General features: G+C 73.2%; 23 protein-coding genes and 2 pseudogenes. 12 read left to right on the top strand and 13 right to left on the bottom strand.

Annotated elements, in window-relative coordinates; translation table 11 throughout:
- The 3 genes and pseudogenes from IG86_RS44880 to IG86_RS0135690 form a co-directional block, all read left to right on the top strand.
- Positions 1–99, top strand: a pseudogene (locus IG86_RS44880) (Hsp20/alpha crystallin family protein); the annotation flags it as partial.
- A 105-nt stretch (positions 100–204) separates the two neighbouring features.
- Positions 205–600, top strand: a complete 396-nt coding sequence (locus tag IG86_RS0135695; RefSeq protein ID WP_030832633.1) for a DUF2267 domain-containing protein — start codon at positions 205–207, stop codon at positions 598–600.
- Positions 601–672: 72 nt separating this feature from the next.
- Positions 673–1,119, top strand: coding sequence for a DUF2267 domain-containing protein (locus IG86_RS0135690; RefSeq protein ID WP_030902441.1), 447 nt, complete (start codon positions 673–675; stop codon positions 1,117–1,119).
- 72 nt (positions 1,120–1,191) lie between these two features.
- Here the strand turns inward: IG86_RS0135690 and IG86_RS0135685 are convergent, their stop codons facing one another.
- The 4 genes from IG86_RS0135685 to IG86_RS0135670 form a co-directional block, all read right to left on the bottom strand.
- Positions 1,192–2,646, bottom strand: a complete 1,455-nt coding sequence (locus tag IG86_RS0135685) for an amino acid permease (protein ID WP_051785599.1) — start codon at positions 2,644–2,646, stop codon at positions 1,192–1,194.
- Positions 2,647–2,814: 168 nt separating this feature from the next.
- The gene (locus IG86_RS0135680; RefSeq protein ID WP_037849739.1) at positions 2,815–3,555 is read right to left on the bottom strand and encodes a ferritin-like domain-containing protein; all 741 of its coding nucleotides are present in this window, start codon (positions 3,553–3,555) and stop codon (positions 2,815–2,817) included.
- A gap of 155 nt (positions 3,556–3,710) precedes the next feature.
- Entirely contained in the window at positions 3,711–4,853 is a 1,143-nt protein-coding gene (locus IG86_RS0135675) for an acyltransferase family protein (protein WP_157854976.1), read from the bottom strand.
- A gap of 263 nt (positions 4,854–5,116) precedes the next feature.
- Complete coding sequence (locus IG86_RS0135670) at positions 5,117–5,299, bottom strand: hypothetical protein (protein WP_030902436.1); 183 nt, start codon at positions 5,297–5,299, stop codon at positions 5,117–5,119.
- A gap of 155 nt (positions 5,300–5,454) precedes the next feature.
- On the opposite strand from IG86_RS0135670, the gene IG86_RS0135665 reads away from it, so the two are divergent.
- Positions 5,455–6,939 (top strand): sialidase/neuraminidase family protein, encoded by a 1,485-nt coding sequence (locus IG86_RS0135665; protein WP_037943607.1) that lies wholly within the window; start codon positions 5,455–5,457, stop codon positions 6,937–6,939.
- Between the two features lie 41 nt (positions 6,940–6,980).
- On the opposite strand, the gene IG86_RS43805 is transcribed toward IG86_RS0135665, so the two are convergent.
- Positions 6,981–7,235, bottom strand: a complete 255-nt coding sequence (locus IG86_RS43805; RefSeq protein ID WP_030902432.1) for an RICIN domain-containing protein — start codon at positions 7,233–7,235, stop codon at positions 6,981–6,983.
- A 37-nt stretch (positions 7,236–7,272) separates the two neighbouring features.
- On the opposite strand from IG86_RS43805, the gene IG86_RS0135655 reads away from it, so the two are divergent.
- Positions 7,273–7,851, top strand: a complete 579-nt coding sequence (locus tag IG86_RS0135655) for a hypothetical protein (protein ID WP_037943602.1) — start codon at positions 7,273–7,275, stop codon at positions 7,849–7,851.
- 111 nt (positions 7,852–7,962) lie between these two features.
- Here the strand turns inward: IG86_RS0135655 and IG86_RS0135650 are convergent, their stop codons facing one another.
- Together IG86_RS0135650 and IG86_RS44875 are read right to left on the bottom strand one after the other, a co-directional pair.
- A complete protein-coding gene (locus IG86_RS0135650) occupies positions 7,963–8,637 on the bottom strand; it encodes a deoxynucleoside kinase (protein WP_030832607.1) in 675 nt (224 codons plus the stop codon).
- 360 nt (positions 8,638–8,997) lie between these two features.
- Positions 8,998–9,207: pseudogene (locus IG86_RS44875) on the bottom strand (amidase); the annotation flags it as partial.
- Positions 9,208–9,743: 536 nt separating this feature from the next.
- On the opposite strand from IG86_RS44875, the gene IG86_RS0135645 reads away from it, so the two are divergent.
- Together IG86_RS0135645 and IG86_RS0135640 are read left to right on the top strand one after the other, a co-directional pair.
- The gene (locus IG86_RS0135645) at positions 9,744–9,968 is read left to right on the top strand and encodes a hypothetical protein (RefSeq protein ID WP_030832604.1); all 225 of its coding nucleotides are present in this window, start codon (positions 9,744–9,746) and stop codon (positions 9,966–9,968) included.
- Between the two features lie 266 nt (positions 9,969–10,234).
- The gene (locus IG86_RS0135640) at positions 10,235–10,747 is read left to right on the top strand and encodes a hypothetical protein (RefSeq protein WP_045937293.1); all 513 of its coding nucleotides are present in this window, start codon (positions 10,235–10,237) and stop codon (positions 10,745–10,747) included.
- Between the two features lie 183 nt (positions 10,748–10,930).
- Here the strand turns inward: IG86_RS0135640 and IG86_RS0135635 are convergent, their stop codons facing one another.
- Positions 10,931–11,725 carry a rhomboid-like protein gene (locus IG86_RS0135635; RefSeq protein WP_199814493.1) on the bottom strand — a complete coding sequence of 265 codons (795 nt, stop codon included), beginning with the start codon at positions 11,723–11,725 and terminating at the stop codon, positions 10,931–10,933.
- Positions 11,726–12,098: 373 nt separating this feature from the next.
- Here IG86_RS0135635 and IG86_RS0135625 point away from each other — a divergent pair, with 373 nt between their 5' ends.
- Positions 12,099–13,031 carry a C40 family peptidase gene (locus tag IG86_RS0135625; protein WP_244306244.1) on the top strand — a complete coding sequence of 311 codons (933 nt, stop codon included), beginning with the start codon at positions 12,099–12,101 and terminating at the stop codon, positions 13,029–13,031.
- Between the two features lie 74 nt (positions 13,032–13,105).
- Positions 13,106–13,489, top strand: a complete 384-nt coding sequence (locus IG86_RS0135620; RefSeq protein WP_030832593.1) for a hypothetical protein — start codon at positions 13,106–13,108, stop codon at positions 13,487–13,489.
- Between the two features lie 68 nt (positions 13,490–13,557).
- On the opposite strand, the gene IG86_RS0135615 is transcribed toward IG86_RS0135620, so the two are convergent.
- From IG86_RS0135615 to IG86_RS0135600, 4 genes are all read right to left on the bottom strand, one after another.
- Complete coding sequence (locus IG86_RS0135615; RefSeq protein WP_030902425.1) at positions 13,558–14,523, bottom strand: MBL fold metallo-hydrolase; 966 nt, start codon at positions 14,521–14,523, stop codon at positions 13,558–13,560.
- Positions 14,524–14,638: 115 nt separating this feature from the next.
- Positions 14,639–15,934, bottom strand: a complete 1,296-nt coding sequence (locus tag IG86_RS0135610; protein ID WP_107056319.1) for an MFS transporter — start codon at positions 15,932–15,934, stop codon at positions 14,639–14,641.
- A 131-nt stretch (positions 15,935–16,065) separates the two neighbouring features.
- The gene (locus IG86_RS0135605) at positions 16,066–17,061 is read right to left on the bottom strand and encodes an SDR family NAD(P)-dependent oxidoreductase (protein ID WP_030832583.1); all 996 of its coding nucleotides are present in this window, start codon (positions 17,059–17,061) and stop codon (positions 16,066–16,068) included.
- Positions 17,058–18,275, bottom strand: coding sequence for a UDP-N-acetylglucosamine--N-acetylmuramyl-(pentapeptide) pyrophosphoryl-undecaprenol N-acetylglucosamine transferase (locus IG86_RS0135600; protein ID WP_051785596.1), 1,218 nt, complete (start codon positions 18,273–18,275; stop codon positions 17,058–17,060). Before IG86_RS0135600 ends, IG86_RS0135605 begins: the two co-directional genes overlap by 4 nt.
- Before the next feature lie 83 nt (positions 18,276–18,358).
- Here IG86_RS0135600 and IG86_RS0135595 point away from each other — a divergent pair, with 83 nt between their 5' ends.
- The 3 genes from IG86_RS0135595 to IG86_RS0135585 all read left to right on the top strand — a co-directional run bounded on the left by IG86_RS0135595 (position 18,359) and on the right by IG86_RS0135585 (position 22,253).
- Entirely contained in the window at positions 18,359–19,096 is a 738-nt protein-coding gene (locus IG86_RS0135595) for a response regulator transcription factor (RefSeq protein ID WP_051785595.1), read from the top strand.
- Positions 19,093–20,475 (top strand): sensor histidine kinase, encoded by a 1,383-nt coding sequence (locus IG86_RS0135590; protein WP_030902419.1) that lies wholly within the window; start codon positions 19,093–19,095, stop codon positions 20,473–20,475. The genes IG86_RS0135595 and IG86_RS0135590 overlap by 4 nt, the downstream gene beginning before the upstream one ends.
- 380 nt (positions 20,476–20,855) lie before the next feature.
- A complete protein-coding gene (locus IG86_RS0135585) occupies positions 20,856–22,253 on the top strand; it encodes a tyrosinase family protein (protein ID WP_157854975.1) in 1,398 nt (465 codons plus the stop codon).
- A 72-nt stretch (positions 22,254–22,325) separates the two neighbouring features.
- On the opposite strand, the gene IG86_RS0135580 is transcribed toward IG86_RS0135585, so the two are convergent.
- Positions 22,326–23,660, bottom strand: a complete 1,335-nt coding sequence (locus IG86_RS0135580; RefSeq protein WP_051785594.1) for a phosphotransferase family protein — start codon at positions 23,658–23,660, stop codon at positions 22,326–22,328.
- Between the last annotated feature and the right edge of the window lie 256 nt (positions 23,661–23,916).

Raw genomic sequence — 23,916 nt, 5'->3', positions numbered from 1 at the left:
GCGGGTGTCCTGACCCTGCGGATCCCGATCGCCGAGCGCGCCAAGCCCCGCAAGATCAGCATCGGCGGCGAGTCCGGCCGCAAGCAGATCTCCGGCTGAGCACCCCGCCCCGGCGGCGGAGGACGGGGACACCGATCCCCTCCGGCACCCCGTCCTCCGCGCCCCCTCGCACCTCACCCCAGCCCTGCCCCGGAGGTGATGTGAATGCCGATGCGCCCGGAAGCGTTCCTGGACCACGTCCGCGAACGCGGCGAGTACCCGACCCGGGCGGAAGCCGAGCGGGCGGCCCGCGTCGTCCTGGCCCTGCTGGGCGCCCACCTGGTGGGCACCGTGCGGGCCGAGCTGGCCGCCAGGCTCCCCGAGACCTACGCCCTGATCCTGCTGAACCCGCTGCAGGCCGCCGAACCGCTCTCCCCGGAACGCTTCGTCCGAGCGACCGCGGCCTGGATCGAGGGCGCCACCGAGACGACAGCCCTGTGGGACATCGGCGCGGTCCTGTCCACCGTCGCCGCCGCGGCGGGCGACACCCTCACCCGCGAGGTCCTGCTCCAGCTCCCCGTCGGCTACGACGTCCTCTTCGGCCACCCCCGGCCCGTCTGACCGCCCGCCGCCACCGTTGCCGCCACCGCCGTCCCGAGCCGGACCTTCGAAGAGAAAGGCAACCGCAGCACCATGTACGACCGGCCCCGCCCGAACCAGACCCAGCCCGCCATGACGTTCGACCGGATGCTGGAGCGCGTGCGCCACGAAGGCGCCTACCCCACCCGCGAACGCGCCGAAGAAGCCGTCCGCGCCGTCCTGGCCGCCCTCGGCCGGCAGGTCACCGCGGACGAGCGCGTCGACCTCGCACAGGCCCTGCCCGTCGAGGCCGCTCTCGCGCTGACCGCCCAGATCCCCGACGCCGAACCGCTCACCGGCTGGGGCTTCGTCAAGGACCTGGCGGCCCGTACCGGCACCAGCCCCGCCGTCGCCCGCTGGGACACCGGAGCCGTCCTCGCGGTCGTCGCCCGCCTCGCCGGACCCGGCCTCCTCGCCCGGATCCTGCACCGGCTCCCCGACGGCTACGCCCTCCTCTTCGGGCAGGCACAACTGCGCAGGCCCGAGCCTGCCGCCGCCTGATCCCGCCCCCGCCCGCGGTCCCCGCCCCCGCCCGCCCGCGCCCGGACGCGGTCCGCGGGCGGGGGCCCGCCGTCAGCCCCCGGTCCCGGCCCGGTCCGCCGGCCCGTCCCCCGTGGTGGTCCCGGCCAGCTTGGAGTGGCGGTAGGAGTAGGTGAAGTAGATGACCAGCCCGATGAGGAACCACACCGCGAAGCGGATCCACGTCTCCACCCGCAGGTAGGTGATGAGCCAGATCGAGGCCACCACGCCGAGGGCGGGAGTGAACGGCATGAGCGGGGTGCGGAAGGTGCGCGGCAGGTCGGGGCGCCGGTAGCGCAGCACGATGACCGCGGTGCACACGACGGCGAAGGCGAGGAGGATGCCGATGTTCGTCAGCTCCGCCGCCTCCCCGATCGGGACGAGGCCGGCGATGACCGCGGACGCCACACCGACGATCCACGTGACCCGGGTCGGCACGTGCCGGGTCGGATGCGTCTTGGCGAACCAGCGGGGCAGCAGCCCGTCGCGGCTCATGGAGAACCACACGCGCGTCACACCCAGCATGAACGTGAACATCACGGTGAGGATGCCGATGATCGCCCCGACCGCGATGATGTCCGCGACCACGTCCAGCCCGACGGCCTTGAACGCGCTGGAGAAACCGCTCTCCGGGTCGATCTCCGTGTACTTCTGCATACCCGTCAGGACCAGGCAGGCGAGCACGTACAGGACCATGGCGATGGCCAGGGAGTAGAGGATCGCCCGCGGCATGTGGCGCTGGGCGTCCTTGGACTCCTCCGCCGCCGTGCTCATCGCGTCGTAGCCGAAGACCGCGAAGAAGACCGTCGCCGCGCCGGTGAAGGCACCCCCCACCCCGTAGGGGAAGAAGGGCGTGTAGTTGGAGGTGTCGATGTGGAAGAAGCCGACGACGATGACCAGGAGGACGACCAGGACCTTCAGGACGACGACGACCGTCTCGAACCGTGCGGCGCTCTTGATCCCCAGGTTCAGCATGTACGCGGTGAACAGGCACAGGACGGCGGCGATCATGTCGAAGCGGTGGCCGTCACCGGTCCCCGGCGCCCCCAGCATCCAGGTGGGCAGCGCCGCGCCCGTCTCGACCAGGAGGAAGTTGAAGTAGCCCGAGATCCCGATGCCGACGACCGCCACGATGGCCGTGTACTCCAGCAGCAGGTCCCACCCGATGAACCAGCCCACCAGCTCGCCCAGGACGGCGTACCCGTAGGTGTAGGCGGAACCCGCCTTCGGGATCAGCCCGGCGAACTCCGCGTAGGAGAACGCGGCCGCGGCGCTGGCCACACCGGCGATCAGGAAGGAGACCAGCACGGCGGGGCCGGCGACACCGTTGGCGACCGTCCCGGCCAGGGTGAAGATCCCGGCGCCGATGATGCCGCCGACCCCGATCGCGGTGAGCTGCCACAGGCCGAGGGTGCGCGTGAGCTGCTCGCTGAGCGCCCCTTCCGGTTCTTCGATGTGCTCGATCGGTTTGCGGCGCAGCACTCCCTGCCCCGCACTCAGCCTGGCCATGCGCACGTCCTTTCCACGAAGGGGGGTGACGGCACGTCATCATCGCGGCGCAGGCAGTCATACGGAACGAGGCGCCCCGCAGGGGGCGGCCGCTGCGTCGGCGGCGGGGGAGCGGCGCCGGCGGGCGCCGGGGTGCGCCGGGGCGGCCGGCGTCCCCCCGCCTCCGGGTCAGACCCGCGCGCCCGCGTCGGCCGGCGCGGGGACCGGGCCGCCCGACATCGCGCGGGCCATCCACGCGGAGGAGCGCAGGGCCTGCGCCACGAAGGCGCCGCGGCCCACCCCCAGCGCCCGCAGGGCCGGGCCGTGGTCCACCGCGACCAGGGCGGCGGCGCCGGCCAGCAGTCCGCGCCACCCGGCCGTCACCGCCCGGCGGGCGGGCCGGGGCAGCACGGCGAGGCCCTCCCGCAGGCGCAGGCAGTGGAAGGGGACGTGCCGTTCCTCGTCCGCCAGGATCCGCCCCGCGACCTCGCGGGCCAGCGGGTCGGCGGCGCCGTCGCGCAGGGCCCGGTAGTACCCCAGCGCCACCACCTCGGCGAGCATCAGCACCAGCAGCTCCACCCGCAGTCCGAGCAGCCGCCGCACCCGGACGAAGGCGGCGTCGCTCCAGTGGCCGTCGAGGGTGCCGGCCCCGCCGGCCTCCAGCAGCAGCTTCAGCATCCGCGCGTGGTTCTGCTCCTCGGCGATGAAGAGCCGCACCGCCTCGGAGTAGAGCGGATCCCCCGCGCGGTCGGCCTTGCCGCAGAGCGCGGAGCCGTCACCGTCCTCGCCGACCTGGAACTTCTGGATGCTGCGGACGATCTCGGCGGGCAGCAGCGCGCCCCCGCCCCAGTCGGGATCGCCCACAGCGGCCCGCCGCTCCCGCTCGGCCTCGAACTCGCGGACCCATGCCCCGTACCCATTTTTGACCATGTTCAAGAACCTAGCGATTGTTGAGCATGTTCAAAAGTGCTGGTGTGTCATGGACCCGTAACAGAACGCCACAGAGCCCGCCCCGGGCCGGTGGCCGGGACGGGCTCTGACGTCACTACGCGCAGCCACGACCTCAAGGGCCGCACCCCGTTCCGCTATGCGGCGAGCTTCTGCGACCGCTCGGCCCGTGGGGCCATCGCACGGCGCAGCAGCGGAGTGAGCGGCCGCTCGACCAGGCGGTGCATGAGCCAGGCGATCACCACCATGCCCGCGATCACACCCAGCAGGGTCGGCCAGGCGCCCCACTGCTCGTTCCACCGCCAGATCACCCGCACGCCCAGCGACTGGTGCACGAGATAGAGCGGGTAGGAGATCACACCCGCCACCGGCAGCCAGCGCCACTGGATCCAGTCCAGCTTCCCGAGCGCGATCAGACCCATCACCGCGTACATCACCGTGATCGCGCCCAGGCAGACCTTCCAGTCGATGCCGTGCCCCTCGCCCGCCATGATCTCCGGAAGGCGGTGCTGCATCAGCAGCCACGACAGCGCCAGGATGCCCACCGTCTCGCCTTCGAGCCGGCCGGACCGGCGGACGAGGTAGAAGGCGATGCCGGCGATGAAGAACGGCGCCCAGCGCGGCATCAGGAGCTGGTCCAGCAGCGGAATGCCCGACGCCGGTGCCATGACCGAGCCCAGCGCCCAGATCCAGCAGAAGGTCGCGACCCGGCGGTAGCTGCTCCCCACCAGCACGACCAGCGAGAAGAGCAGGTAGAAGCGCAGCTCGACCCAGAGCGTCCAGTAGACGTTGTCCACGTGGTGGACGCCCAGGGGCTCGTTCAGCATCGTGAGGTTGGTGAGCATCTGACCGACGGTGACCCTCGGCTCACCCGGAACGTGCGGACCCAGCCGGGCCGCCGCCGAGGAGAGCACGACCGCCGCCCAGTACAGGGGGAACAGCCGCAGGATCCGCCCCTGCCAGAAATGCTGGAGCGACTTGCCCCAGCCGGACATGCAGATGACGAATCCGCTGATCATGAAGAAGAAGGCCACGCCCAGCCAGCCGAACTGGGCTATCCGGTGCAGCGCGGGAAAGAGCTCGCCCGCGGTCCGCTGCCAGGGGATCGCCCCGTAGCCGGCCAGGTAGTGGAACAGCACCACCGACAGCGCGGCGAGCAGCCGCAGCCCGTCCAGCACCGCGATGCGCGGCGCCCGCCCGGACCCGCTCCCGCCGGCCCTGCGGAACACCTTCCACGGCCGCGCCCGGCCGGGAGCCGCCTGCGGTGCTTCGGCAGTCACCGGGACACGGTCCCCGGCAAGGGCAAACCTGTCGGACATGACACCTCTGGTTGATCCTGCGGTGTCGCGACACCGGTACGTTTCTGACGGCAGAACCCAGCGATCTTAACGACGCCGCGCCCCCGCTCCGGCGCCCGGCCCCCGGCCCCCGGCAGCCGGGTGCACCGGCGCGCCCCCCGCCCGGACCCGGACCGCCGGCGGGGGCCGGGGCGGCCAGCGCCAGCCGGCCCATCGCGTTCCGGGCGAAGCCGAAGCCCTCCCCGCTACGGCGCGCCCCGCGCGATGCCCGTCACGAGGAACAGCGGCCCCGCGGCGACGGCGCCGCCCCGCCGCGCCGCGGTACGCACCACCGGACGCGAGACGACGGCCGTACGGGCGGCCGTACGGGCGGCCGTACGGGCGGCCGTACGGGCCGCGCGGGCACGGGCGTTGGGCGTCCGGACCACGCTCGGGGCAGGCCGCACCGCCGGGCCTGCGGCTCCGCCGCGCGCCCCGGCCGCACCGGGCAAGACCCCGCCGTTCGGCCCATCAAGGCCACCGGCCCCGGCACCGAAAAACATCAAGCGGCACCCCGGCCGCCACGGCCCGGAGGAGATCCCGCATGCGCGTCATCCCGCCCCTGACCGCGCTCGCCACCACCGCGCTCCTGCTCCTCACGGTCACCGGCGCCACCCCCGCAGCGGCAGAGCGCAACCCCGACGGCCCCGGCACCGCACCCCTGACCCGGGTCTCCCACACGGACCCGTACGCGAACTGCACCATCGGCGCGAGATCCCCCGACAGCGTCGCCTACCCGGGCACCGAGGTCGAGCCGTACCTCTCCGTCGACCCGCGCGACCCCCAGCGCGTGGTCACCGTCTTCCAGCAGGACCGCTGGAACGACGGCGCCGCCCGCGGCCTGGCCGCCGCCTGGACCACCGACGGCCGCACCTTCCACACCAGCACCCTGCCGTTCAGCCTGTGCGCCCCGGGCGGCGCGGACTTCGAACGCGCCTCCGACCCCTGGGTGAGCACCGGACCCGACGGCACCGTCTACGCGAGCGGCGAAGGCGTCGACTTCACCCGCAGCACCCGCAGCGCCCTCCTGACCGCCACCTCCCGCGACGGCGGCCGCACCTGGCAGGACCTCACCACCACCCACGTCGACGAGGAGCCGTTCTTCAACGACAAGCCCTCGCTCACCGCCGACCCGGTCCGCAAGGGCACCGCCTACCAGGTCTGGGACCGCCTCGACAACGACCCGCCCGGCCCCGGCTCCCTCGACGGCCCCGGCTACATCTCCCTCACCCGCGACGGTGGCCGCACCTGGACCAGGGCCCGGCCGTTCGTCGACACCAGCGCCGTCCCCAACACCCAGACCATCGGCCACGTCATCGTCGTCGACCCGCGCACCGGCACCCTCTACGACTTCTACGACCAGATCACCCACTCCGACGACCTCGCCACCGTCGTCGAAGCCCACTACGCCATGGTCACCTCGGCCGACGCCGGACGGACCTGGAGCGCCCCGGTCACCGTGGCCCGCGACACCTCCGTACCGGAGGTCCACCCCAACGACCCCACCAAGCTGCTGCGCGCCGGCGCCACCCTGCCCAGCCCGGCCGTCGACCCCACCACAGGCACCCTGTACATGGCCTACGAAGGCTCGGACTTCTCCGGCGGCAGGTTCGACTCCGTCCAGCTCGTGCGCTCCACCGACGGCGGACGCACCTGGGGCGGGCCGCAGCTGATCAGCCCGCGGGACGCGGCGGGCTTCTCCCCGTCGATCGCGGTCGACGAGCGGGGCACGGTCGCGCTCACCTACTACGACCTGCGCTTCCTCAAACCGGGCGACACCACCACGCTGCCCACCGCCTACCAGCTGGCCACGCTCCCGCACGGAGACCTCGCGCTCCGCAGCGAACGGCGGATCTCACGGGTCTTCGACTGGCTGCAGGCGCCGTTCGCCGGCGGCTACTTCCTCGGCGACTACCAGGGCCTGGCGACGGACGGCAAGGGGGGAGTACGGGCGGTCCTGACCGAGGCCAACTCCGACGCACCGGACAACCGCACGGACGTGTACACCGGAACCTTCCGCACCCGGTGACCCCCGACAGTGCCCGCCCCGCCCGGCACGGGCAGGGGCGGTCACCGCCTCACCGCCGTGGCAGGGCCGTCGGCCTGGCCGAAGTACCAGGTCCGGTCGTCGTTGCCGTTGCACGACCACTGGATGGCGGTCCGGCCCCACTCGCCGCCGCCGTTGATGCCCAGGCACAGGTCGGAGTTCCCGTTGAGGACCTGGTCGGCGGCCGCGGCCCCCGCCGGCGCCGCACCCCCGCCCCGCAGCGCCGCGCCCTTGTGCGAGAGCGCGCGGCGCCACGGCGCGCGCGGCCCCGCCCGCACCCGGCCCGCTGTCAGCGGCCCCGCTTACGGTTGCCCGGTGAACGGATCGAACGCACAGGCCAACCCCGACGCGCTGCTGCCCCTCCTGCACACCGATGAGGAAGCCGTCGCGTTCTTCGCCTGCGTCGCGGACCTCGACGCGACGGACCCCGCCTCCCACGCCCTGGATGACGGGGTCCGTCTCGCCTCCGGGGCCCGGTTGGAGCAGTTCGCGCGGGCAGCCTCCGGGGACGCGTTCTGCTTCGTCGGCGAGGGCGGGGAGGAACGCCCCGTGGTGTACGTGAGCCTCGACGGCGAAGCCGGACCGCTTGCGCTCGGACTGCCGGAGCTGGTGCGGCTGTGTCTCGTGGTGCCGTGGTGGCAGGATGCTCCCGGGCGGACCCCCACGGAACTCCAGGCGCTCGCCGACGAGTACAGGGAGGGCTGGCCCGACCTCGACCGGCGGCGCGACCGTGCCGCCCGGGCGCTCGGTCTCGATCCGGCCGGACTCCCGTCCGAGGCGGCGGCCCTCGCCCGGCTCGTGGAACTGTCCCAGGGGCCGGTCGCGGCGTCCTGCCTCGTCATCGGCTACGAGGGCGAGCCGCTCGACCCACTGTTCGGCACCCACCACCCCTGACCGCCCGGCCGCCCCCGCTCCGGCCCGTGGCCCGCCGACCTGCGCGGCCGTGTCCGAAGGTAGGGGCCGCCCCCCCCGCACGGGGGAGGCGGCCCCACGGCGGTTCGCTGTTCAGGCGCCGGACGGGGCGTCCCGCCTGACCGCGGCCAGGGCGTTCTTGACGTCCTGCGCCACGCGGGCCGCGTCGTCGGGGTTGTTCACCACATCGGTGTTGTTCATGTCGACGATGAGGACCTCGCTGGCCGAGTAGTGCTTGTGCACCCAGTCGTCGTAGCCGGACCACAGCGTCCGGTAGTACTCCACGAGGCTCTCGTCCTGTTCGAAATCGCGCCCCCGCAGGCCGATCCGGTGCAGCACCGTCTCGAAGTCCGCCTTGAGGTAGACCATGAGATCCGGTGCCTTGCGGTACGGCAGGCCGTCGATCTCGCGCATCATCTCTTCCAGCAGCCCCTCGTACACCTGCATCTCGAGGGAGCTGATCCGGCCCAGGTCGTGGTTGACCTTGGCGAAGTACCAGTCCTCGTAGATGGACCGGTCCAGGACGTTGTCGCCCTGCTTGTACGCCTCCTTGATCGCGGCGAACCGCGTCTGCAGGAAGTACAGCTGCAGCAGGAAGGGGTAGCGCCTGGCCTGGATCTCCTCGGGGCTCGCGGTGTAGAAGAGCGGAAGGATCGGATTGTCGTCCACGCTCTCGTAGAAGACCTCGCTGCCCAGCTCCTTGGCGAGCAGCTCGGCCACGCTCGTCTTCCCGATGCCGATCATGCCTCCGACGCAGATCACTGCCATACCTCACTTCTCCCTGGCGGTCTTATGTGCGTGGGCGTGCGGGCTGGGCATCTCACACCACTGAGACGCACGCCGACGGCACGCGATTCCCCGGGAGCTTCATGATCAGCGTCAGACGGTCCCCGTCCGGACCGGACCGAGAACCCCTGACACGGGCCGCTCTCACTCGACCGGCCGGCCTGGCCCTTCCGCGACCGCCACGCCAGCGACGAGCCGCGGCCCCGCGGCCAGCCTGAATCTTAGATGACGATCTGCCCGCGCCCGGCCCGCACTGACCCGCGCCCGGCCCGTGCCGGCCGATGCCGCGACGCGCCGGCCCCGCACCCGCACCCCTGCCCGCGGGGACCACACCCCCCGGGCCGCGCCCGCCCACACCGCGGGCCTGCGCCCCGCCCACGGCGCGGCCTCCTCCAGCTGCGCGGCGAGCCGGAACAACACGCCCTCACGTCCGTAGCCCGCCGCGAACCGGACACCGAACGGCAGGCCGGTGGCCGGGTCGCAGGCGAGCGGCACCGACATCGCGGGCGTGCCGGCGATGTTGAAGGCGGCGGTGAACGGCGAGCGGTGGAACCCGCACCCGCTCCGGCATCGGAGCCGGAGCCGGAGCCGGAGCCGGCCGGACGTGAGCGTCGCGCCGGTCCCGCGACGGGCTGCTGCCGCCGGGTCCGTTGCCCGGGGGGCGGCGGTCTGAGCGCCGGTGCCGGGGGTTCGCCGGACGGCCCCGGGCCACCCGACCGGGCAAGAAGGCCGGGGCGCGGGGTCTCCGGGTGCCGGACGGATCCGAGCGGCAGCCCGTCGTACGGGCGAGCCTGCCGCATGACGGGGAGGGAGGGCGTCATGCGGCGGGGCCCGCACCGAAAGCGCCCCATCCGCAGGGTGTGCTCCGCTTCCGGTATCCACGCGTCTGTCCGGGGCGCCCGCCCCCAAACCCCATGCGCTCCGCGGAATGTGAGAAGCCGTCATGCGGGCCACGCTCCCGCACCGCCCTCCCGCACCGCCCTCCCGCACCGCCCTCCCGCACCGCGCGGCCGGAGCCCCGCCGGCCCGTCCGGTACGCGGGGAGGGCACCGGATGCCGTACGGGCCGGTCCGCCGCACCGTGGAGGTATGGCGGACCAGACGGAGATCGTGATTCACCCCGTGTCCCCGCGGGGCGGCCGCAAGGTCACCGTGCACGCCCTCGGCGTGGACGCGGACCTCGGCCGGGCGTACACCCCCGCGGACGTGTCGGAGTTCCTGCGCCGGGCCGGACTGGAGGACGTGGAGCTGTCCGAGGACGGGCCGATCCGCTGGGAGGGGGGCGGCCCCGAGGTGTGGACCGGCGCCGTCTGACACCGCCCGCCCCCGGGCGCGGCACCCACACGGACCCGAAACGAGCCCATTCCTTAGAGTGACGGACCGTAGCTGTACGTGTGCGCCCGGGCCGGGCGCGGAATGTTCGATCCCGAAAAAGGGGGCCGCCACGGACCACGTGACGGCCTCACCGTTCGACGAGCCGGCCGAGCACGGGCGGGATGACCCACGCGACCCGCGGTGCGAGAAGTCGACCCGGGCGCCGCCCGTCGACGCGGTCGGCCCGCACCCACGAAAGGAAACACATGAGGAAGCTCGCTTGGGCTGCCCGGGGTACCGCCGCAGTCGCGGGAGCCTTGCTCGCCGGAGCGCTCGTGGCCCCGTCCGCGCTCGCGCACGACGACCCCACCCCCAAGGACACCCAGGCCCAGGGCCAGGCCGACGAGTCCAAGCGATGCTCGGTGTCGCGGGACGTGAGCTCCACCGTCGTCGACTACTCCGGAGCCGGCGGCCTGTTCGAAACCGTCTTCCGCGCCGCGACCGACCGGCAGGGACACGCCTTCCTCAACGACAGCCGCAACCCCGGCGTGTGGATCAACCTCGGGCTCCTGGCCGGAGCGCCGCAGTGCGTCTCGGGCACCGCCGTGTCCGTCACCGAGGAAGACCCCGGCAACCTCTACATCACCCTCCTGGCCAGCAACGGAGTGATCCGCCAGGCCGTCTGCACCACCGCGTCCGGAACCCCCTTCACCCCGGCCAACCTGCCGGCCGCCTGCGGCGCGGGATTCGCCCCCCTGGCCTACACCCCCGTCATCTGACGCCGGCGCACCACACGACCGGCTGAAGGGCCGCCACCTCCCAAGACGGCGGCCCTCCAGCACGTCCTGGCACACCCGCAACCGGGCCACGACGGGGAGGCGTCCACCACGTCACGCCCCGCGGCCCGACCACGCCGCGGCGGACACCGACCACCGGCACCTGAAGCAGCCGGCCCCTGGCGCTCAGCCGGACGGAGGCCTCCGTACTCCGGCTGCCGACGACGCCGACCGCGCAACAGAACCTCCGCGCGACGCGAAGCCCCCCGCAGCGCCGGACGGCCCGCCGGCCCGGACCCGCTGCCGCCTGAAAGCCGGGACACCCAGCAGCCCGAAGCCCAGGACCGCCGCCACGAGATGCCCGACCGTGGTGAAGTCCGGCAACGGCCCGGCCGCCCACTGCGCACCCCCAAGCGGCCACCCGAGCACGAAGACGACCCACGGCACGCGCCCCCACCGCGGCAGCGCGAGCGTGCCGACCGCCAGCACCGTCTGCGCACCGTAACTGACCCCGAAGTCCAACTCCTGCCGCACGGAGTCCGGATACCAGCCCTGCCGCAGCGCGACGGCGATGACCGCAGCGGTGAGCAGCGTGGCCGCGACATGCCCGCCGAGGAACACCGCCACCGCGCGCACCGCTCCCCACCGGCGCTCCGCCCAGGCCAGGAAGCAGCAGACACCGAGACCCAACGTGATCAAGGTGCCCACGAAGCCGGTCGAGGCGACGTCCGTGAGCGTGCCGTCGAAGAACAGCACACTGCCCAGCAGCGCGGACAGCGGATGATCCCGCAGGTTGTCCAGATTGGTGCTGACGTGACCCAGCACCCCGGCCGACCGGCCGGCGGACAGCCCGTAGCCGATCCAGGCATGCGTGACCAGCAGCAGACAGACATAGGCGAGGGTCAGCGGCGCACGGCGCGGATACCCCCACAGGGCGCGCAGCGCTCTGCCCGGGGCACCCGACGGCGACTGAGAGTTCATACCGGGGCTGTCTCCAGATCGAGTTGAAGGCGGGACCGGCGGGTGACGGCCACCGTCCCGGCCCACCCCTACAAGGTGATGCGGTTTGCCGCGCCCGGGTTCCAGCTGCTCCGCACGGACAGCCCCCACCGGGCCGTCTGTTGACGGTTACTCAAAGTGCCTGGTGGGAGGGGGTTTCCCGGGAGTTTCCCGTTGCCCGATGCAGTGGGCGACCCGCGCCTCCTCGACACACGGGGGCGCCGGGGAACAGTCTCGAAGTGCCCGGCGGACAGCCGGTGCGTGCTCCGTACGACGCGAACACCACGACGGGCACCACGGACACGACGACACCACCACCCGCGGGACACCGCGCGGCGGAAACGGGGGACCGGACATGACGATGCGGAGAACGGCGGTGGCGGCGGCGACGGCGGCGCTCACGCTCCTGGCCGCCTGGGAAGGCGCCCACAGCGCCACGGCGGCCACGCCGGCCCCGGCCCCGGCAGCGAAGACCGCGAAGGCGGCGAAGACCGTGGAGACCGTGGAGACCGCGAAGACGGCGAAGGCGGCGAACGCGGCGGGCACCTGCGCCGTGCTCGCCCCCGGCGCCTCCGCCGTGGCCGAGAAGGCCGTGGCAGCCGCCTGCGAACAGATCGGCGTCTGGTACACCTGGGGCGGCGGCCACGGACCACAGCCCGGGCCGACCTACGGCCAGGTCGACCCCAGCGACCCCGACAGCGCACACGACCCGGAGCGGCTCGGCTTCGACTGCTCCGGGCTGGTCCGCTACGCCTACGCCCGCGCGGCCGGCGGCGACCCGCTGACCGGCAACGCACACCACCAGTTCCACTCGCCGCGCGTGCAACAGCGGTTCACCGCCGCCCAGGCAACCGGCCCGCTGCTCCCGGGCGACCTCCTGGCCTGGGGTTCCGGGGGCCCCATCCACCACATCGCGATCTATCTGGGCGCGGGAAAGATGGTCGAGGCCCGCGAATCGGGCACCCGGATCACCGTCAGCGACGTACGGCTGGACGGCGACTACGCGGGAGCGGTCCGTATCGCCCCGCCGGCGGCCGCACCCGGCACGTTCAGCACCTGGGGCACGGACGTGTGGACCCACAGGGAACCGTCCACCACCAGCCCGCGCGTGCACAAGTTCCCCGGCCCGACCACGGTGCGCATCGAGTGCCAGAAGCACGCCGAACCGGTGACCGCCGAGGGCTACACCAACGACGCCTGGTCCTACCTGCCCGAGTACGGGGCGTGGATCACCAACATCTACATCAAGGGCGCGGCCTGGCTGGACGGCGTACGCACCTGCCCCTGAACACCCCTCGCACCACACCTCACGCACACCCGTCACCCCGGCTCCCGAGGAGGGAGCCCTTCCGAGGAGGAAGCATGTACGCAGGCAGGAAGATCGCCCTGGGCCTGGCCACCGTCGCACTGGCGGGCGGCATGGCCACCGTGACCGGGCCCGCCGCCGCGACGCCCGCCGCCGGCCGGAGCGCGGCCGCCGAATGCGGCGTCCGCGCCGACGGCAAACTGTGGTGCGGCAACCGGGTCGGCGCCAAGGGATACGAGCACCGCCGCTACAACTCCGCGGTGCGCGGGCCGCTGAACACCAGCCCCAGCTGGTTCCAGTGCTGGGGCCGCGGCGACCAGCACGCCGGCGGCAACAACGTCTGGTACTGGACCCAGCTGGACAACGGCCAGTGGGGCAACGTCGCCGCCGTGGACCTCCACACCTCCGTCGACCCCGCCCCGGGCCTGCGCGAGTGCTGACCTGACGCCCTGGACACGACTGCCGCGGGCCCTCATCGGCGCAACCGACGAGGGCCCGCGGCCGGGTTTCAGCCGTGCTGGTGCTGCTCGGGCAGCCGGCTCTCCGGATGCGCCCACACCACCACGTTCGCGGGCCGCTCGTCGCGGAAGAAGTCGAGCACGTCCTGGTCGCAGTGGCGCAGGCTGAAGTGGGTCAGGACGAAGAGGGTGTCCGGACGGGACTCGACGACGGGCTTCAGCCGGCTCCACACGGTGTGCCCGACCCGGTCGGCCCGCGCCAGCTCGGCATCGTCGAGGAACGTGCACTCGGTGATGATCACCGGGTACTCGAACAGCCACGGATTCTCCTCGAAGACGCTCACATGGGTGTCCCCGAGGAACGCGAACAGCGGCCTGAGCACCTCCCCTTCGACCACCGCGCCCTCCGCGCGGCGCCGCGCGAGGATCCGCCCGAACTCCGCACCCCGCCCCGCCTCCACCAGGCCGCGCCGCAGCTCCTCGTACTCGGGCAGCAGCGCCTTGCGGGTCTCGGAGAACGCGTACCCCACGCACGGCACCTTGTGGACGCAGTCCACCACCCGCACGCGGTGGCCCCGCCGCCCGAAGGTGAACTCGTCACCGCCGCGCACCCCGTGCAGCCGGCAGCCCGCGGCGAGCGAGGCGTCGTAGGCGGCGCCGTGGTTCAGCTCGGCCGAGGCCCGCAGGAAGGACTCCACGTACGGCACCGCCGCGGCGGGCAGGTGGATGTCGACACCGCCGGGCCTGGCGGCGAGGTAGTCCAGGTCCTTGGAGTGGTCGTGGTGGGTGTGGGTGAGGAAGACGGTCTCCGGCTGACGCCCCTCCGCCAGGCCGGCGTCGAGCGCGCAGCGCAGCTCCGGGACGTGGAAGAACGTCTTGTCGTTGGCGCGCGAGTACCCGGTGAGGGTGAGCTCGGTACCGGGTATGCGCCAGGTCTTCCACTGGCGGAACGGGTGCCCCCGCTCCAGCCGTTCGGGATGGGCGGCCGGTGCCGTCCGCACAGGGGCCAGTGTCATCGGTGCCTCCGTCGGACCGCCACGATCGGGTGAAGGGGCCGATCGTAACGGCCCGGGCACCACGGCGGCCCCCGGATTTCCACCCGTCCCGCCCGGCCGCGCGGGCGGGCCCGCGTCAGTCCCGCCCGCCGCGGACCGGGGCCCCCGGTTCCGCCCCGCCCACCCTGACACCCCCGCCCCCGGCGGCGTCCCCGGCGGCGTCCCCGACGACTCCTCCGGCGGCGTCGGCGGAGGGCCGTACGGTGCGCATCCGCACGTACGCGTACACGCAGCCGGCCAGGGCCAGGTCGGACAGCAGCATGAACCCGATCGAGTAGGAGCCCTTGGCGCTGTAGACGGCGCCCATGACCAGGGGCGGCACGAACCCGCCCAGGCCGCCGACGGCGCCGACGATGCCGGTGACGCTGCCCACCTGCGGTTGCGGCGTCACCTGGGACACCAGGGCGAACACACTGCCGCTGGCCGTGCCGAGCCCCGCCGCGATGCACAGCAGACAGACCGTGCCGACCGGATCCAGCGGCGGGTCGAAGGCCTGGACGATCGCGAGGAGGGCCACGAACCCGAGGGCGCCCGCCGTCACCACCGCGGGGTGGACCCGGTCGGCCAGCCAGCCGCCGAACGGGCGGGCGACCACGGTCAGCAGCGCGAACCCGGCGGCCTTGGTGCCCGCATCGGTCGGCGTCAACCCGTACCCGCTCTTCAGATACGTCGGCAGGTAGACCCCGAAGGCGACGATCCCGCCGAACCCGATCGCGTACAGCGCGGACAGCTCCCACGTCACCCGCAGCCGCCCGGCCGAGGCCAGCCGCTGCCCGAGCGAAGCGGCCGGCATGGGCCGGTCCGGCCGGTCCCGCAGCAGCAGCGCCGCCAGCACGGCGTACACGGCCAGCGCGACCGCCACCACCACGAAGGGCAGGTGCTCGCCGCGCTGCGCGATGCGCGGGGTGAAGTAGCCGGAGAGCGCCACCCCGCCCATCCCCATCCCGAACACCCCGAGCGCGAACCCGCGCCGGGCCGGCGGGAACCAGGAGTTGACCAGCGGCACCCCGATGGCGAACGTCGTGCCCGCCAGCCCCAGCAGGAACCCGACCGCCAGCGTCGCCGCGTAGGAGTCCCGGGCGGGAATCAGCAGCAGCACCGGCACCACGGTGAGCGCGGACACCAGGGGGAACATCCGCCGGGCCCCGTAGCGGTCGGTGAGCGCACCGACCGGGACCCGGCCGAGAGAGCCCACCAGCACGGGCACCGCCACCAGGAGCGACTGCTGCACCGAGGTCAGGCCGAGCCGGTCGTGGTAGTCGCTGCCCAACGGGGCGATCAGGTCCCAGGCCCAGAAGGTGAGGGTGAAACCCACCGTGGCCACGATCAGGTTCCGCCAGGCGGCAGGTGCGGGGGCGTCGGCTGTCTCCACAACGCCACGCTAGGGAGCGGGCCCGCCCCCGGCGCGCCGAACTGGGCTGTTCGGACCCAACAGGACACCACCGCCCGCCCCCGCGCCGCCCGCCCCCACGCCGGCGGCATCCCGGCGGCACGGCACAGACTTCAGACCGCGTACCGGTCCGGCGCGAACAGCGAAGGATTCGCCGCGATCCACTCCGAGGTACGCCCCAGCCCCTCCTCCAGACCGACCCGCGGCCGCCAGCCCGCCCAGTCCCGGGCCCGCGCATTGTCCGACAGCAGCCGCTGGACCTCACTGCCCGACGGCCGCAGCCGCGCCGGGTCCACCACCACCCGCGCATCCCGCCCCGACACCTTGACCAGGGCCTCCGCCAGCGCGCCCACGGAGATCTCCTCACCCGTACCGAGGTTGACCACCTCACCCAGCGCCCGGTCGCACTGCGCCACCGCCAAGAACCCCTCCGCCGTGTCCGTCACGTACGTGAAGTCCCGGGTCGGCGTCAGCGACCCCAGCCGGATCTCCCGCGACCCGGCGTGCAGCTGGGCCAGGATCGTCGGAATGACCGCGCGCGCCGACTGCCGCGGCCCGTAGGTGTTGAACGGACGCACCACCGTCACCGGCAGCTCGAACGCGTGGTGGAAGGAGAGCGCCATCATGTCCGCACCGATCTTCGACGCGGAGTACGGCGACTGCGGCTGCAGCGGATGGCTCTCGGAGATCGGGGCGGTCAGCGCCGTCCCGTAGACCTCGCTCGTCGAGGTGTGCACCAGCCGCCGCACCCCGTGCCGCCGGCAGGCCTCCGCCACGTTCTGCGTACCCGTGACGTTCGTCTGCACGTACGCGCCCGGCGAGTCGTAGCTGTACGGAATCCCGATCAGCGCCGCCAGATGGAAGACCGTGTCACAGCCGGCCACCGCGTCACTGACCCGGCCCGCGTCCCGCACGTCGCCCGCCCACATCTCCACCGGCCCGCCGGGGTCGGCCAGGTAACGCGCCAGGTGCCCCTTCTCGGCGTACGGCTTGTAGTGGACGAAGGCACGCACCCGCGCCCCCCGAGCCACCAGCAGGTCCACCAGCGTCGAGCCGATGAAGCCCTCCGCGCCGGTGACGAGAACGGTACGGCCGGTCCAGCTGTTCACATGCGCTCCAGATCAGAGGTAACAGAGAGAGGGGCGGGGGCGGGGGTGAGGCCGGCGACGCGCAGGACCTCGGCCGCCAGCAGCTCGGCGGCTCGCGCGTGCGGGCCCGGCTCGGCGGCCCCGGCCATCGCCGCGAGCCGGGCCGGATCCGCCAGCAGCGGCCCGACCAGGCCGGCGAGACGCTCGGCGGTGGTCTCGGCGTCGGGCAGCAACAGCCCCGCGCCCGCGTCGGACAGCACCCGCGCGTTGTGGGTCTGGTGGTCACCGGGCGCGTACGGGTAGGGCACCAGCACCGCCGGGACCCCGGTCGCCGCCAGCTCGGCGACGGTCGCCGAACCCGCCCGGCACACCACCAGGTCGGCAGCCGCGTACACCAGGTCCATCCGGTCCAGGTACGGCACGGCCCGCGCGATCCGCTGCCCGCCCGACGCCGCCAGATCGGCCACCGTGTCCGCCAGCGCGGCCGGCCCCGTCTTCACCAGCAGCTGTACGTCGTCCCGGTACTGCCACAGACCGGCCAGCGCGGCCGCCGCCCGGGTCAGGCGCACCGCGCCCAGGCTGCCGCCGTTGAAGACGACCAGCCGCCGCCCCGCCGGCACCCCCAGCGCCCGCCGGGCCTCGGCGCGCAGCGCCGCCCGGTCCGCCCCGGGCAGCTCCGCCAGCCCGGACAGGGCCGCCGAGATCGGCATCCCGGTCGTCAGTGCCCGCTCCCCGCCCGCCAGATGGGCCCGGCTGCGGTCGAAGGCCACCGCGATGTGCGGGGTGAGCCGGGCCGCGAACTGGTTGGCGCGGCCGGGCACCGCGTTCGACTCGTGGATCACGGCCGGCAGACCCGCCAGCCGGGCACCGAGCACGGCCGGCGCGCTCGGGTACCCGCCCATGCCCACGACGGCATGGGCACCCTGCGCCCGGATCACCGAGCGCGCCTGGTGCGCCGAGCGCAGCAGCGCCGCCGGCAGCAGGTACCGCTTCGCGCCCAGCGCGGGATCGAAGGGGATCATGTCGACGGTGTGCAGGCGGTAGCCGGCACCGGGGATCAGCTCGCTCTCCAGGCCCCGCTCGGTCCCGATGAACGAGACCACGGCGTCGGGCACCGCGGCCCGCAGCGCCTCCGCGAGCGCGAGACCGGGATAGATGTGCCCCCCGGTGCCGCCCGCACCGATCACGACGGAGAGCGCCCCGGCCGCAGGCCTGTGTGGTGTGGTGGTGGTCATGCGGGCACACTCCCGGTGCGCCCTAAGAACGTTCTAAGAGGTTCTCTCAGAAGCCTTTGGCAGGCTGTGCCCCCATGAGCTCCATGAACACCCCGAACACCACAAACAGCACAGACGGCCCGGCCGGCCCGGGCAGCCGGCAGCGCATCCTCGTCGTCGACGACGAGCCCGAGGTCCGGGCGGCCGTCGAGGACGGACTCACCGTCGAGGGATACCAGGTGCGGGGCGCCGCGGACGGCCTCGCCGCCCTCTCCCAGATCGCCGCCTGGGAACCCGACGCCGTCGTCCTGGACGTCATGATGCCCGTCCTCGACGGCCTCGGCGTCTGCCGCCAACTGCGCGCCATGGGAGACCGCACACCCGTCCTCGTCCTGACCGCCCTCGACTCCGTCAGCGAACGCGTCGACGGCCTGGAGGCCGGCGCCGACGACTACCTCGTCAAACCCTTCGCCCTCGACGAGCTCATCGCCCGCATCCGCGCCCTCCTGCGCCGCGCCGCACCCGGACCCGCCGGCACCGCCGCCCCGCTCGCCTTCGCCGACCTCGTCCTCGACCCCGAGACCCGCACCGGCCGCCGGGGGAGCCGCCCGCTGGAGTTCAGCCGCACCGAAGCCGCCCTCCTCGAACTCCTCCTGCGCCACCCCGGCCAGGTCCTCCCGCGCGAACTCATCCTCGAACTGGTGTGGGGACGCGACTTCGGGCCCGACTCCAACTCCCTCGCCGTCTACGTCGGCTACCTGCGCCGCAAACTGGAAGCCGCCGGCGAGCCCCGGCTGGTCCACACCGTCCACGGCGTCGGCTACCGGCTGGACACCCCGTGAGCGGCGGCCGCCGCCTCGGCCGGGTCTGGCGCCGCCGCGGCCCCCTGCGCACCCGCCTCGCACTGTCCGTCACCGCCGCCGTCGCCCTCGTCGCGGTCGGGGTGTGCGCGGCCGCCTACCTGGTGGTCCGCTCCGCCCTCTACGAACAGCTCGACCTCAGCCTCACCCAGTCCGCGCGCCTCGCCGCCCAGCGCAACCCCGGCTCCGCACCCGGCGTCCTGGCGGGGGAGTGCCGCTTCCTGGCCGCACCCGCCTGCGCCGAAGTCGTCCCCGCCGACCCCTCCGACGACCCCCGCCCGCCCGGACAGCTGCCCGTCGCCCCCGCCGCCCGCAAGGTCGCCGCAGGCCGCCACGCCCCCTACTACACCAACATCACGGTCGCCGGACACCCCGCCCGGATGCTCACCACCGACTACGCGGGGGGCCGCGCCCTCCAGGTCGCCCTGCGCGCCGACACCGTCCGGGACGGCATCGAGGAAGCCGCCCGCTGGCTGGTCCTGACCGCGGCCGCCGGCGTCCTGCTGGCCGCCCTCCTCGGACACTGGGTCTCCCGCACCGGCCTGGCCCCCGTCGCCCGGCTCACCGCCACCGCCGAACGGATCGCCGCCACCCGCGACGCCCGCCACCGCATCGAACTCCCCCCGCCGGGCCGCGAGGACGAGATCACCCGCCTGGCCACCAGCTTCAACACCATGCTCGCCGAACTCGAACAGTCCGTCGCCGCACAGCGCCGGCTCGTCGCCGACGCCTCCCACGAACTGCGCACCCCGCTCACGGCACTGCGCACCAACGCCGAACTCCTCGCCCGCGCCGACCGCCTCACCCCCGACCAGCGCGAACGCGCCTCCGCCGCCCTGGGACGCCAACTGCGCGACGTCACGGGCCTGGTGGGCGACCTCATCGAGCTGGCCCGCGACGAAGAACCACAACCCCTGGTGGAACAGGTCCGCCTGGGCACCCTGGTGGAACACTGCGCCCAGGCCGCCCGCACGCACTGGCCGGCCGTGCCCTTCCACGTACGGGTACCGGCCGAGCCCGTCGTGGTGCCCGGGGTGCCCGCCCGCCTGAGCCGCCTGCTCGGCAACCTCCTGGACAACGCGGCCAAGTTCAGCCCCGCCGGCCTGCCCGTCGAAGTCGACCTGACGGCGGCCGCCCCGGGCCGCGGCCCGGAGCTGACGGTCCGCGACCACGGACCCGGCATCTCCCCGCAGGACCTGCCCCACGTCTTCGACCGCTTCTACCGCGCCGGCACGGCCCGCGCCCTGCCGGGCTCGGGCCTGGGCCTGGCCATGGCCCGCCAGATCGCCCGGGCCCACGCGGCAGACCTGACGGCAGAACCCGCCCCCGGCGGCGGCGCCCTGTTCCGCGTCACGTTCTGAAACCCCCGGCCGGCCCGCAGCAGGCGGATTCGTCCACGGGAAAGCGGTGTTGCACATACGGGGAAACGATACTTCCCCTTGAGTTCCGAGATGAATTACCGGCGATTCAAAACCGATTGCACAAATCGCACATTCAACAATTGACTTGGGCGACCAAATTCCAAAAGGGCCGGCCGCCTGTGTCGATCATCCATATACGTCCGGGCGTATCGCATACTTCTCGGCGACTGCAGCACCGAGTCGTCCGTAATGCCCGTTCGGAGCCCAACGGAGGAATCATGACCCCGCCGGAGAACAACCCGATCGCTGAACAAGTCATTGCGGCGCCGACCTATCTGGCGGATATCCGATTCTTCTTCCGGCCCGAAGACGTGGCACACATGGCCGCCAAGGGGATCGAACTCGGCACCTACGACGGACTGAAGAGCAACGCGCTGTCGGTCCACGCACAAACCGCCCCGCCCAACTCGCTGATGCCCCCGGACGCGGGGGGAAAGTGGAGCGCCGCACGCTCACAGACGTTCAGGAACTGGATCGTCAACGGATTCCCCCTCGGTACGGCCACCCCCGCCGAACCGCCGACGAACGGCCAGACCCCCACCCGCCTGCGCAAAGACGTGACGACGCTGAGCGACGCCGAATTCGACCTGCTGGCCACGGCGTTCAGAGGCCTCATGGACCGGGACCGGGAAGACCCCGACAGCTACTTCGCCCTGGCCGGGCACCACGGCCTGCCGCACAGCTGGTGCCTGCACCATCAAGACCGCTACAACCCCTGGCACCGCGCATACCTGCGCGTGTTCGAAGACGCCCTGCGCTCCGTTCCGGGCTGCGAGGCGGTGACCATTCCCTACTGGGACATCTCCACGCCGCTACCGGAGCGGCTGCAGCAGCCACCGTTCGACGCCTACGTCCTCCCGGCCGACCCCGGCGCCACAGCGACACCGCCCGTGACCGGATACTTCCCCTACACCACCCAGCGCTTCCCGGCCGCGGAGATCGCACAGAACGTCACCGACTTCGAGGTCCTGGAGGACATCGCCACCTCGTTGACCCAGTCGCTGTGGGGCGCGTTCAACGTGAACGGCTACCAGGACTTCTCGATCCAGGCCCACGACAGCGGCCACGGATCGATCGGACCGACGATGGGCACACCCGAAGTCGCCTCCTACGACCCGGTGTTCTGGTTCTTCCACTGCAACCTCGACCGCCTCTGGCTGAGCTGGCAGACGAGGGTCTCCGCGACCACGCTGACCGGCTTCCGATCCACACTGGGGGAGGACACCGACTGGCTGACGGCGCCGTTCAACGCACTGCCTCCCTACAGCACGACCGCGGACCAGACGATCGAAACCGAAGTCACCTACGACCGGCTGGAACTCCTCAGCCCCGTGGAGGGCCCGTTGGAGAACCTCTCCGGAAACATCGACGCCGCCCACACCTTCGCGTTCCGGAGCACCAGCCCGGTCTCGGTGCGGGTGAAGGGGATCCACCGGCTCAACATCCCCGGGTCCTTCGTCGTCACCCTGCTCGCCGACGGCGAGCCGGTCGCGAAGCGCTTCTTCTTCCAGCCGACCAATCCGCCGGGCTGCGCCAACTGCGTGCAACACGGCATCGTCAACATCGACTTCAGGATGCCGCAGGAGCGGCTGCTCAACCGGGCGCTGACCGTCCGCATCGATGTGCCCGGGCACGCCGAGGAGATCGGCACGACCTTCCCGCTCGCCCAGGCCGGCAACCCCACCATCAACGCGCGGCTGCTGGTGGAAGAGGCATAGCCGTCGCCGCGCCGGCCCCCGCCACACACCCGCCGCACCCCCGCCGTCCCCCGGTCACTGACCGAGCGCCGTTCACGAACGATCCGTCAGCGCGTCGAGCACGTCACCAGCCGCGCCCCGGCTCACACAGCCGAGCGCCCGGCGGATCTCACTGACCGGGTCGCCCTCGTGGTACGGCCGCTCGCTGGTTTCGATGTGGTCCAGGAACTCCTGGTACCGCACCGCGTACGCGAGGTGGAACAGCGGCTCGACCAGTTCCAGCGCGCGCTCCGGCGCCGAGCCGGGCACGTGGTCCCGCCACGCCCGCGCCCACACCCCGGCGACCTGCGCCCACCGTTGACCGTCCACGTACTGACGCGGGCGCAGCCCGTCCAGGGCCGGATGACCGAACGCGGAGTCGGCGTAGTCCACGATCACCGCCCGGGTGCCGTCGCTTCGCCAGTTGCCGGGGTGGAAGTCGCCGTGGACCAGGGTGTCCGGCAGCCCGCAGGCCGTCAGCTCCTCGACCAGCGCCGGCAGCCGCGCGGCGAGCGCCCGGGCGGCCGCCAGCTCCCCGGCCGTCAGCCGGTCCTCGGGCTGCCCCTCGGGCCCCGGCCCGGGCGACGCCGCCTGCTCGGCCGCGAGCCGCTCCAGCAGCGCGTTCACGTGGGCGACCAGCGTGGGCAGGGTACGGTCCCGGAGCCCGGCCGCGGCGGCCCGGCCGTCGGCGGCCAGGGCCGCCTGGGCGGCGACCAGCCGGGGCACCACGGCGACGACGTCCTCGGCGGACGGGCGCCAGCAGTCCTCACCGGACACGTGGTCGAGCAGCAGCCGGCCGTGTTCCGGGTCGGAGCCTAGTACGGTCGGCACCAGCGCGGGGTCGACGGAGCCGAGCAGCGCGATCACCAGGCCCTCGGGGGCGTTGAAGGCGGGGTTGACCGTCTTCAGCCAGGCTTCGCCGCCGTCGGCGGTGCGGAAGCGGAAGAGACCGGACAGGTTCCACGTGCGGACCTGTCCGGGCCGGCCGGCGGCAGGCCGGCCCGCTCCGTCCAGTGTCTCCTCGGCCCAGGCCAGTGCCTCCCGCAGCCCGGCGGTCGTGGCCCAGCCGGCTCGCCGCTCGGCCGGACCGAGCAACGCGGCGACGCCCGGCGTCACCTGACGCGGTGTCGAGCCGGCCGGCCGCTCCAGCGCCTCGACGTGGTAGACCACGTGTCCGCCGTGTCCGCCGTGCCCGCTGCTGCCGTCGCTCGGCGCGTGGGCGAGCCGGACCACCACCACGGGCACCCCCAGCTCCTGCGACACCCGCTCGACGACCGGCGCGGCGGACGACCACCAGCCCCCGTCCACTCCGTACGGGCCCAGCAGGCCGAAGTATTCGCCCCCGTGGGTGAGGTGGACGCTGACCGTACGACCGCTCGCCTGTTGCATCCGGGCAAGCTCTCTCATCCCGCCCCGTCCGCGCGACCCATTTTTCCGCCGGGGCCCCCGGCCGTGCGCCGACGCTGCGACCCGGGCCGAGGCGGCGGACGGTTTCCCGCCCCGGCAGCGTTCATCGCGGTCATGTCACCGCTCTGTGACAGCGTTGTCCGAGAACGAGCCCATCGCCTCGAACGGGCCCGCAGTCCCCGCATAGTGATCATGCAGCGCCGGGCCGGACCGCCCCGGACGCGACCAATGGTCAACG

Origin of the sequence: Streptomyces virginiae, from assembly GCF_000720455.1 — a bacterium.
Lineage (GTDB): Bacteria > Actinomycetota > Actinomycetes > Streptomycetales > Streptomycetaceae > Streptomyces > Streptomyces virginiae.
The sequence above is the reverse complement of the archived record's forward strand: the minus strand, read 5'-3'. Positions and strand labels throughout refer to the sequence as shown.

Excerpts from the sequence above, each read along its gene's own strand:
- IG86_RS0135695 (WP_030832633.1), top strand. The coding sequence starts at position 205 with ATGCCGATGCGCCCGGAAGCGTTCCTGGACCACGTCCGCGAACGCGGC.
- IG86_RS0135690 (WP_030902441.1), top strand. The coding sequence starts at position 673 with ATGTACGACCGGCCCCGCCCGAACCAGACCCAGCCCGCCATGACGTTC.
- IG86_RS0135685 (WP_051785599.1), bottom strand. The coding sequence starts at position 2,646 with ATGGCCAGGCTGAGTGCGGGGCAGGGAGTGCTGCGCCGCAAACCGATC.
- IG86_RS0135680 (WP_037849739.1), bottom strand. The coding sequence starts at position 3,555 with ATGGTCAAAAATGGGTACGGGGCATGGGTCCGCGAGTTCGAGGCCGAG.
- IG86_RS0135665 (WP_037943607.1), top strand. The coding sequence starts at position 5,455 with ATGCGCGTCATCCCGCCCCTGACCGCGCTCGCCACCACCGCGCTCCTG.
- IG86_RS0135650 (WP_030832607.1), bottom strand. The coding sequence starts at position 8,637 with ATGGCAGTGATCTGCGTCGGAGGCATGATCGGCATCGGGAAGACGAGC.
- IG86_RS0135645 (WP_030832604.1), top strand. The coding sequence starts at position 9,744 with ATGGCGGACCAGACGGAGATCGTGATTCACCCCGTGTCCCCGCGGGGC.
- IG86_RS0135640 (WP_045937293.1), top strand. The coding sequence starts at position 10,235 with ATGAGGAAGCTCGCTTGGGCTGCCCGGGGTACCGCCGCAGTCGCGGGA.
- IG86_RS0135635 (WP_199814493.1), bottom strand. The coding sequence starts at position 11,725 with ATGAACTCTCAGTCGCCGTCGGGTGCCCCGGGCAGAGCGCTGCGCGCC.
- IG86_RS0135625 (WP_244306244.1), top strand. The coding sequence starts at position 12,099 with ATGACGATGCGGAGAACGGCGGTGGCGGCGGCGACGGCGGCGCTCACG.
- IG86_RS0135620 (WP_030832593.1), top strand. The coding sequence starts at position 13,106 with ATGTACGCAGGCAGGAAGATCGCCCTGGGCCTGGCCACCGTCGCACTG.
- IG86_RS0135615 (WP_030902425.1), bottom strand. The coding sequence starts at position 14,523 with ATGACACTGGCCCCTGTGCGGACGGCACCGGCCGCCCATCCCGAACGG.
- IG86_RS0135600 (WP_051785596.1), bottom strand. The coding sequence starts at position 18,275 with ATGACCACCACCACACCACACAGGCCTGCGGCCGGGGCGCTCTCCGTC.
- IG86_RS0135595 (WP_051785595.1), top strand. The coding sequence starts at position 18,359 with ATGAACACCCCGAACACCACAAACAGCACAGACGGCCCGGCCGGCCCG.
- IG86_RS0135585 (WP_157854975.1), top strand. The coding sequence starts at position 20,856 with ATGGCCGCCAAGGGGATCGAACTCGGCACCTACGACGGACTGAAGAGC.
- IG86_RS0135580 (WP_051785594.1), bottom strand. The coding sequence starts at position 23,660 with ATGCAACAGGCGAGCGGTCGTACGGTCAGCGTCCACCTCACCCACGGG.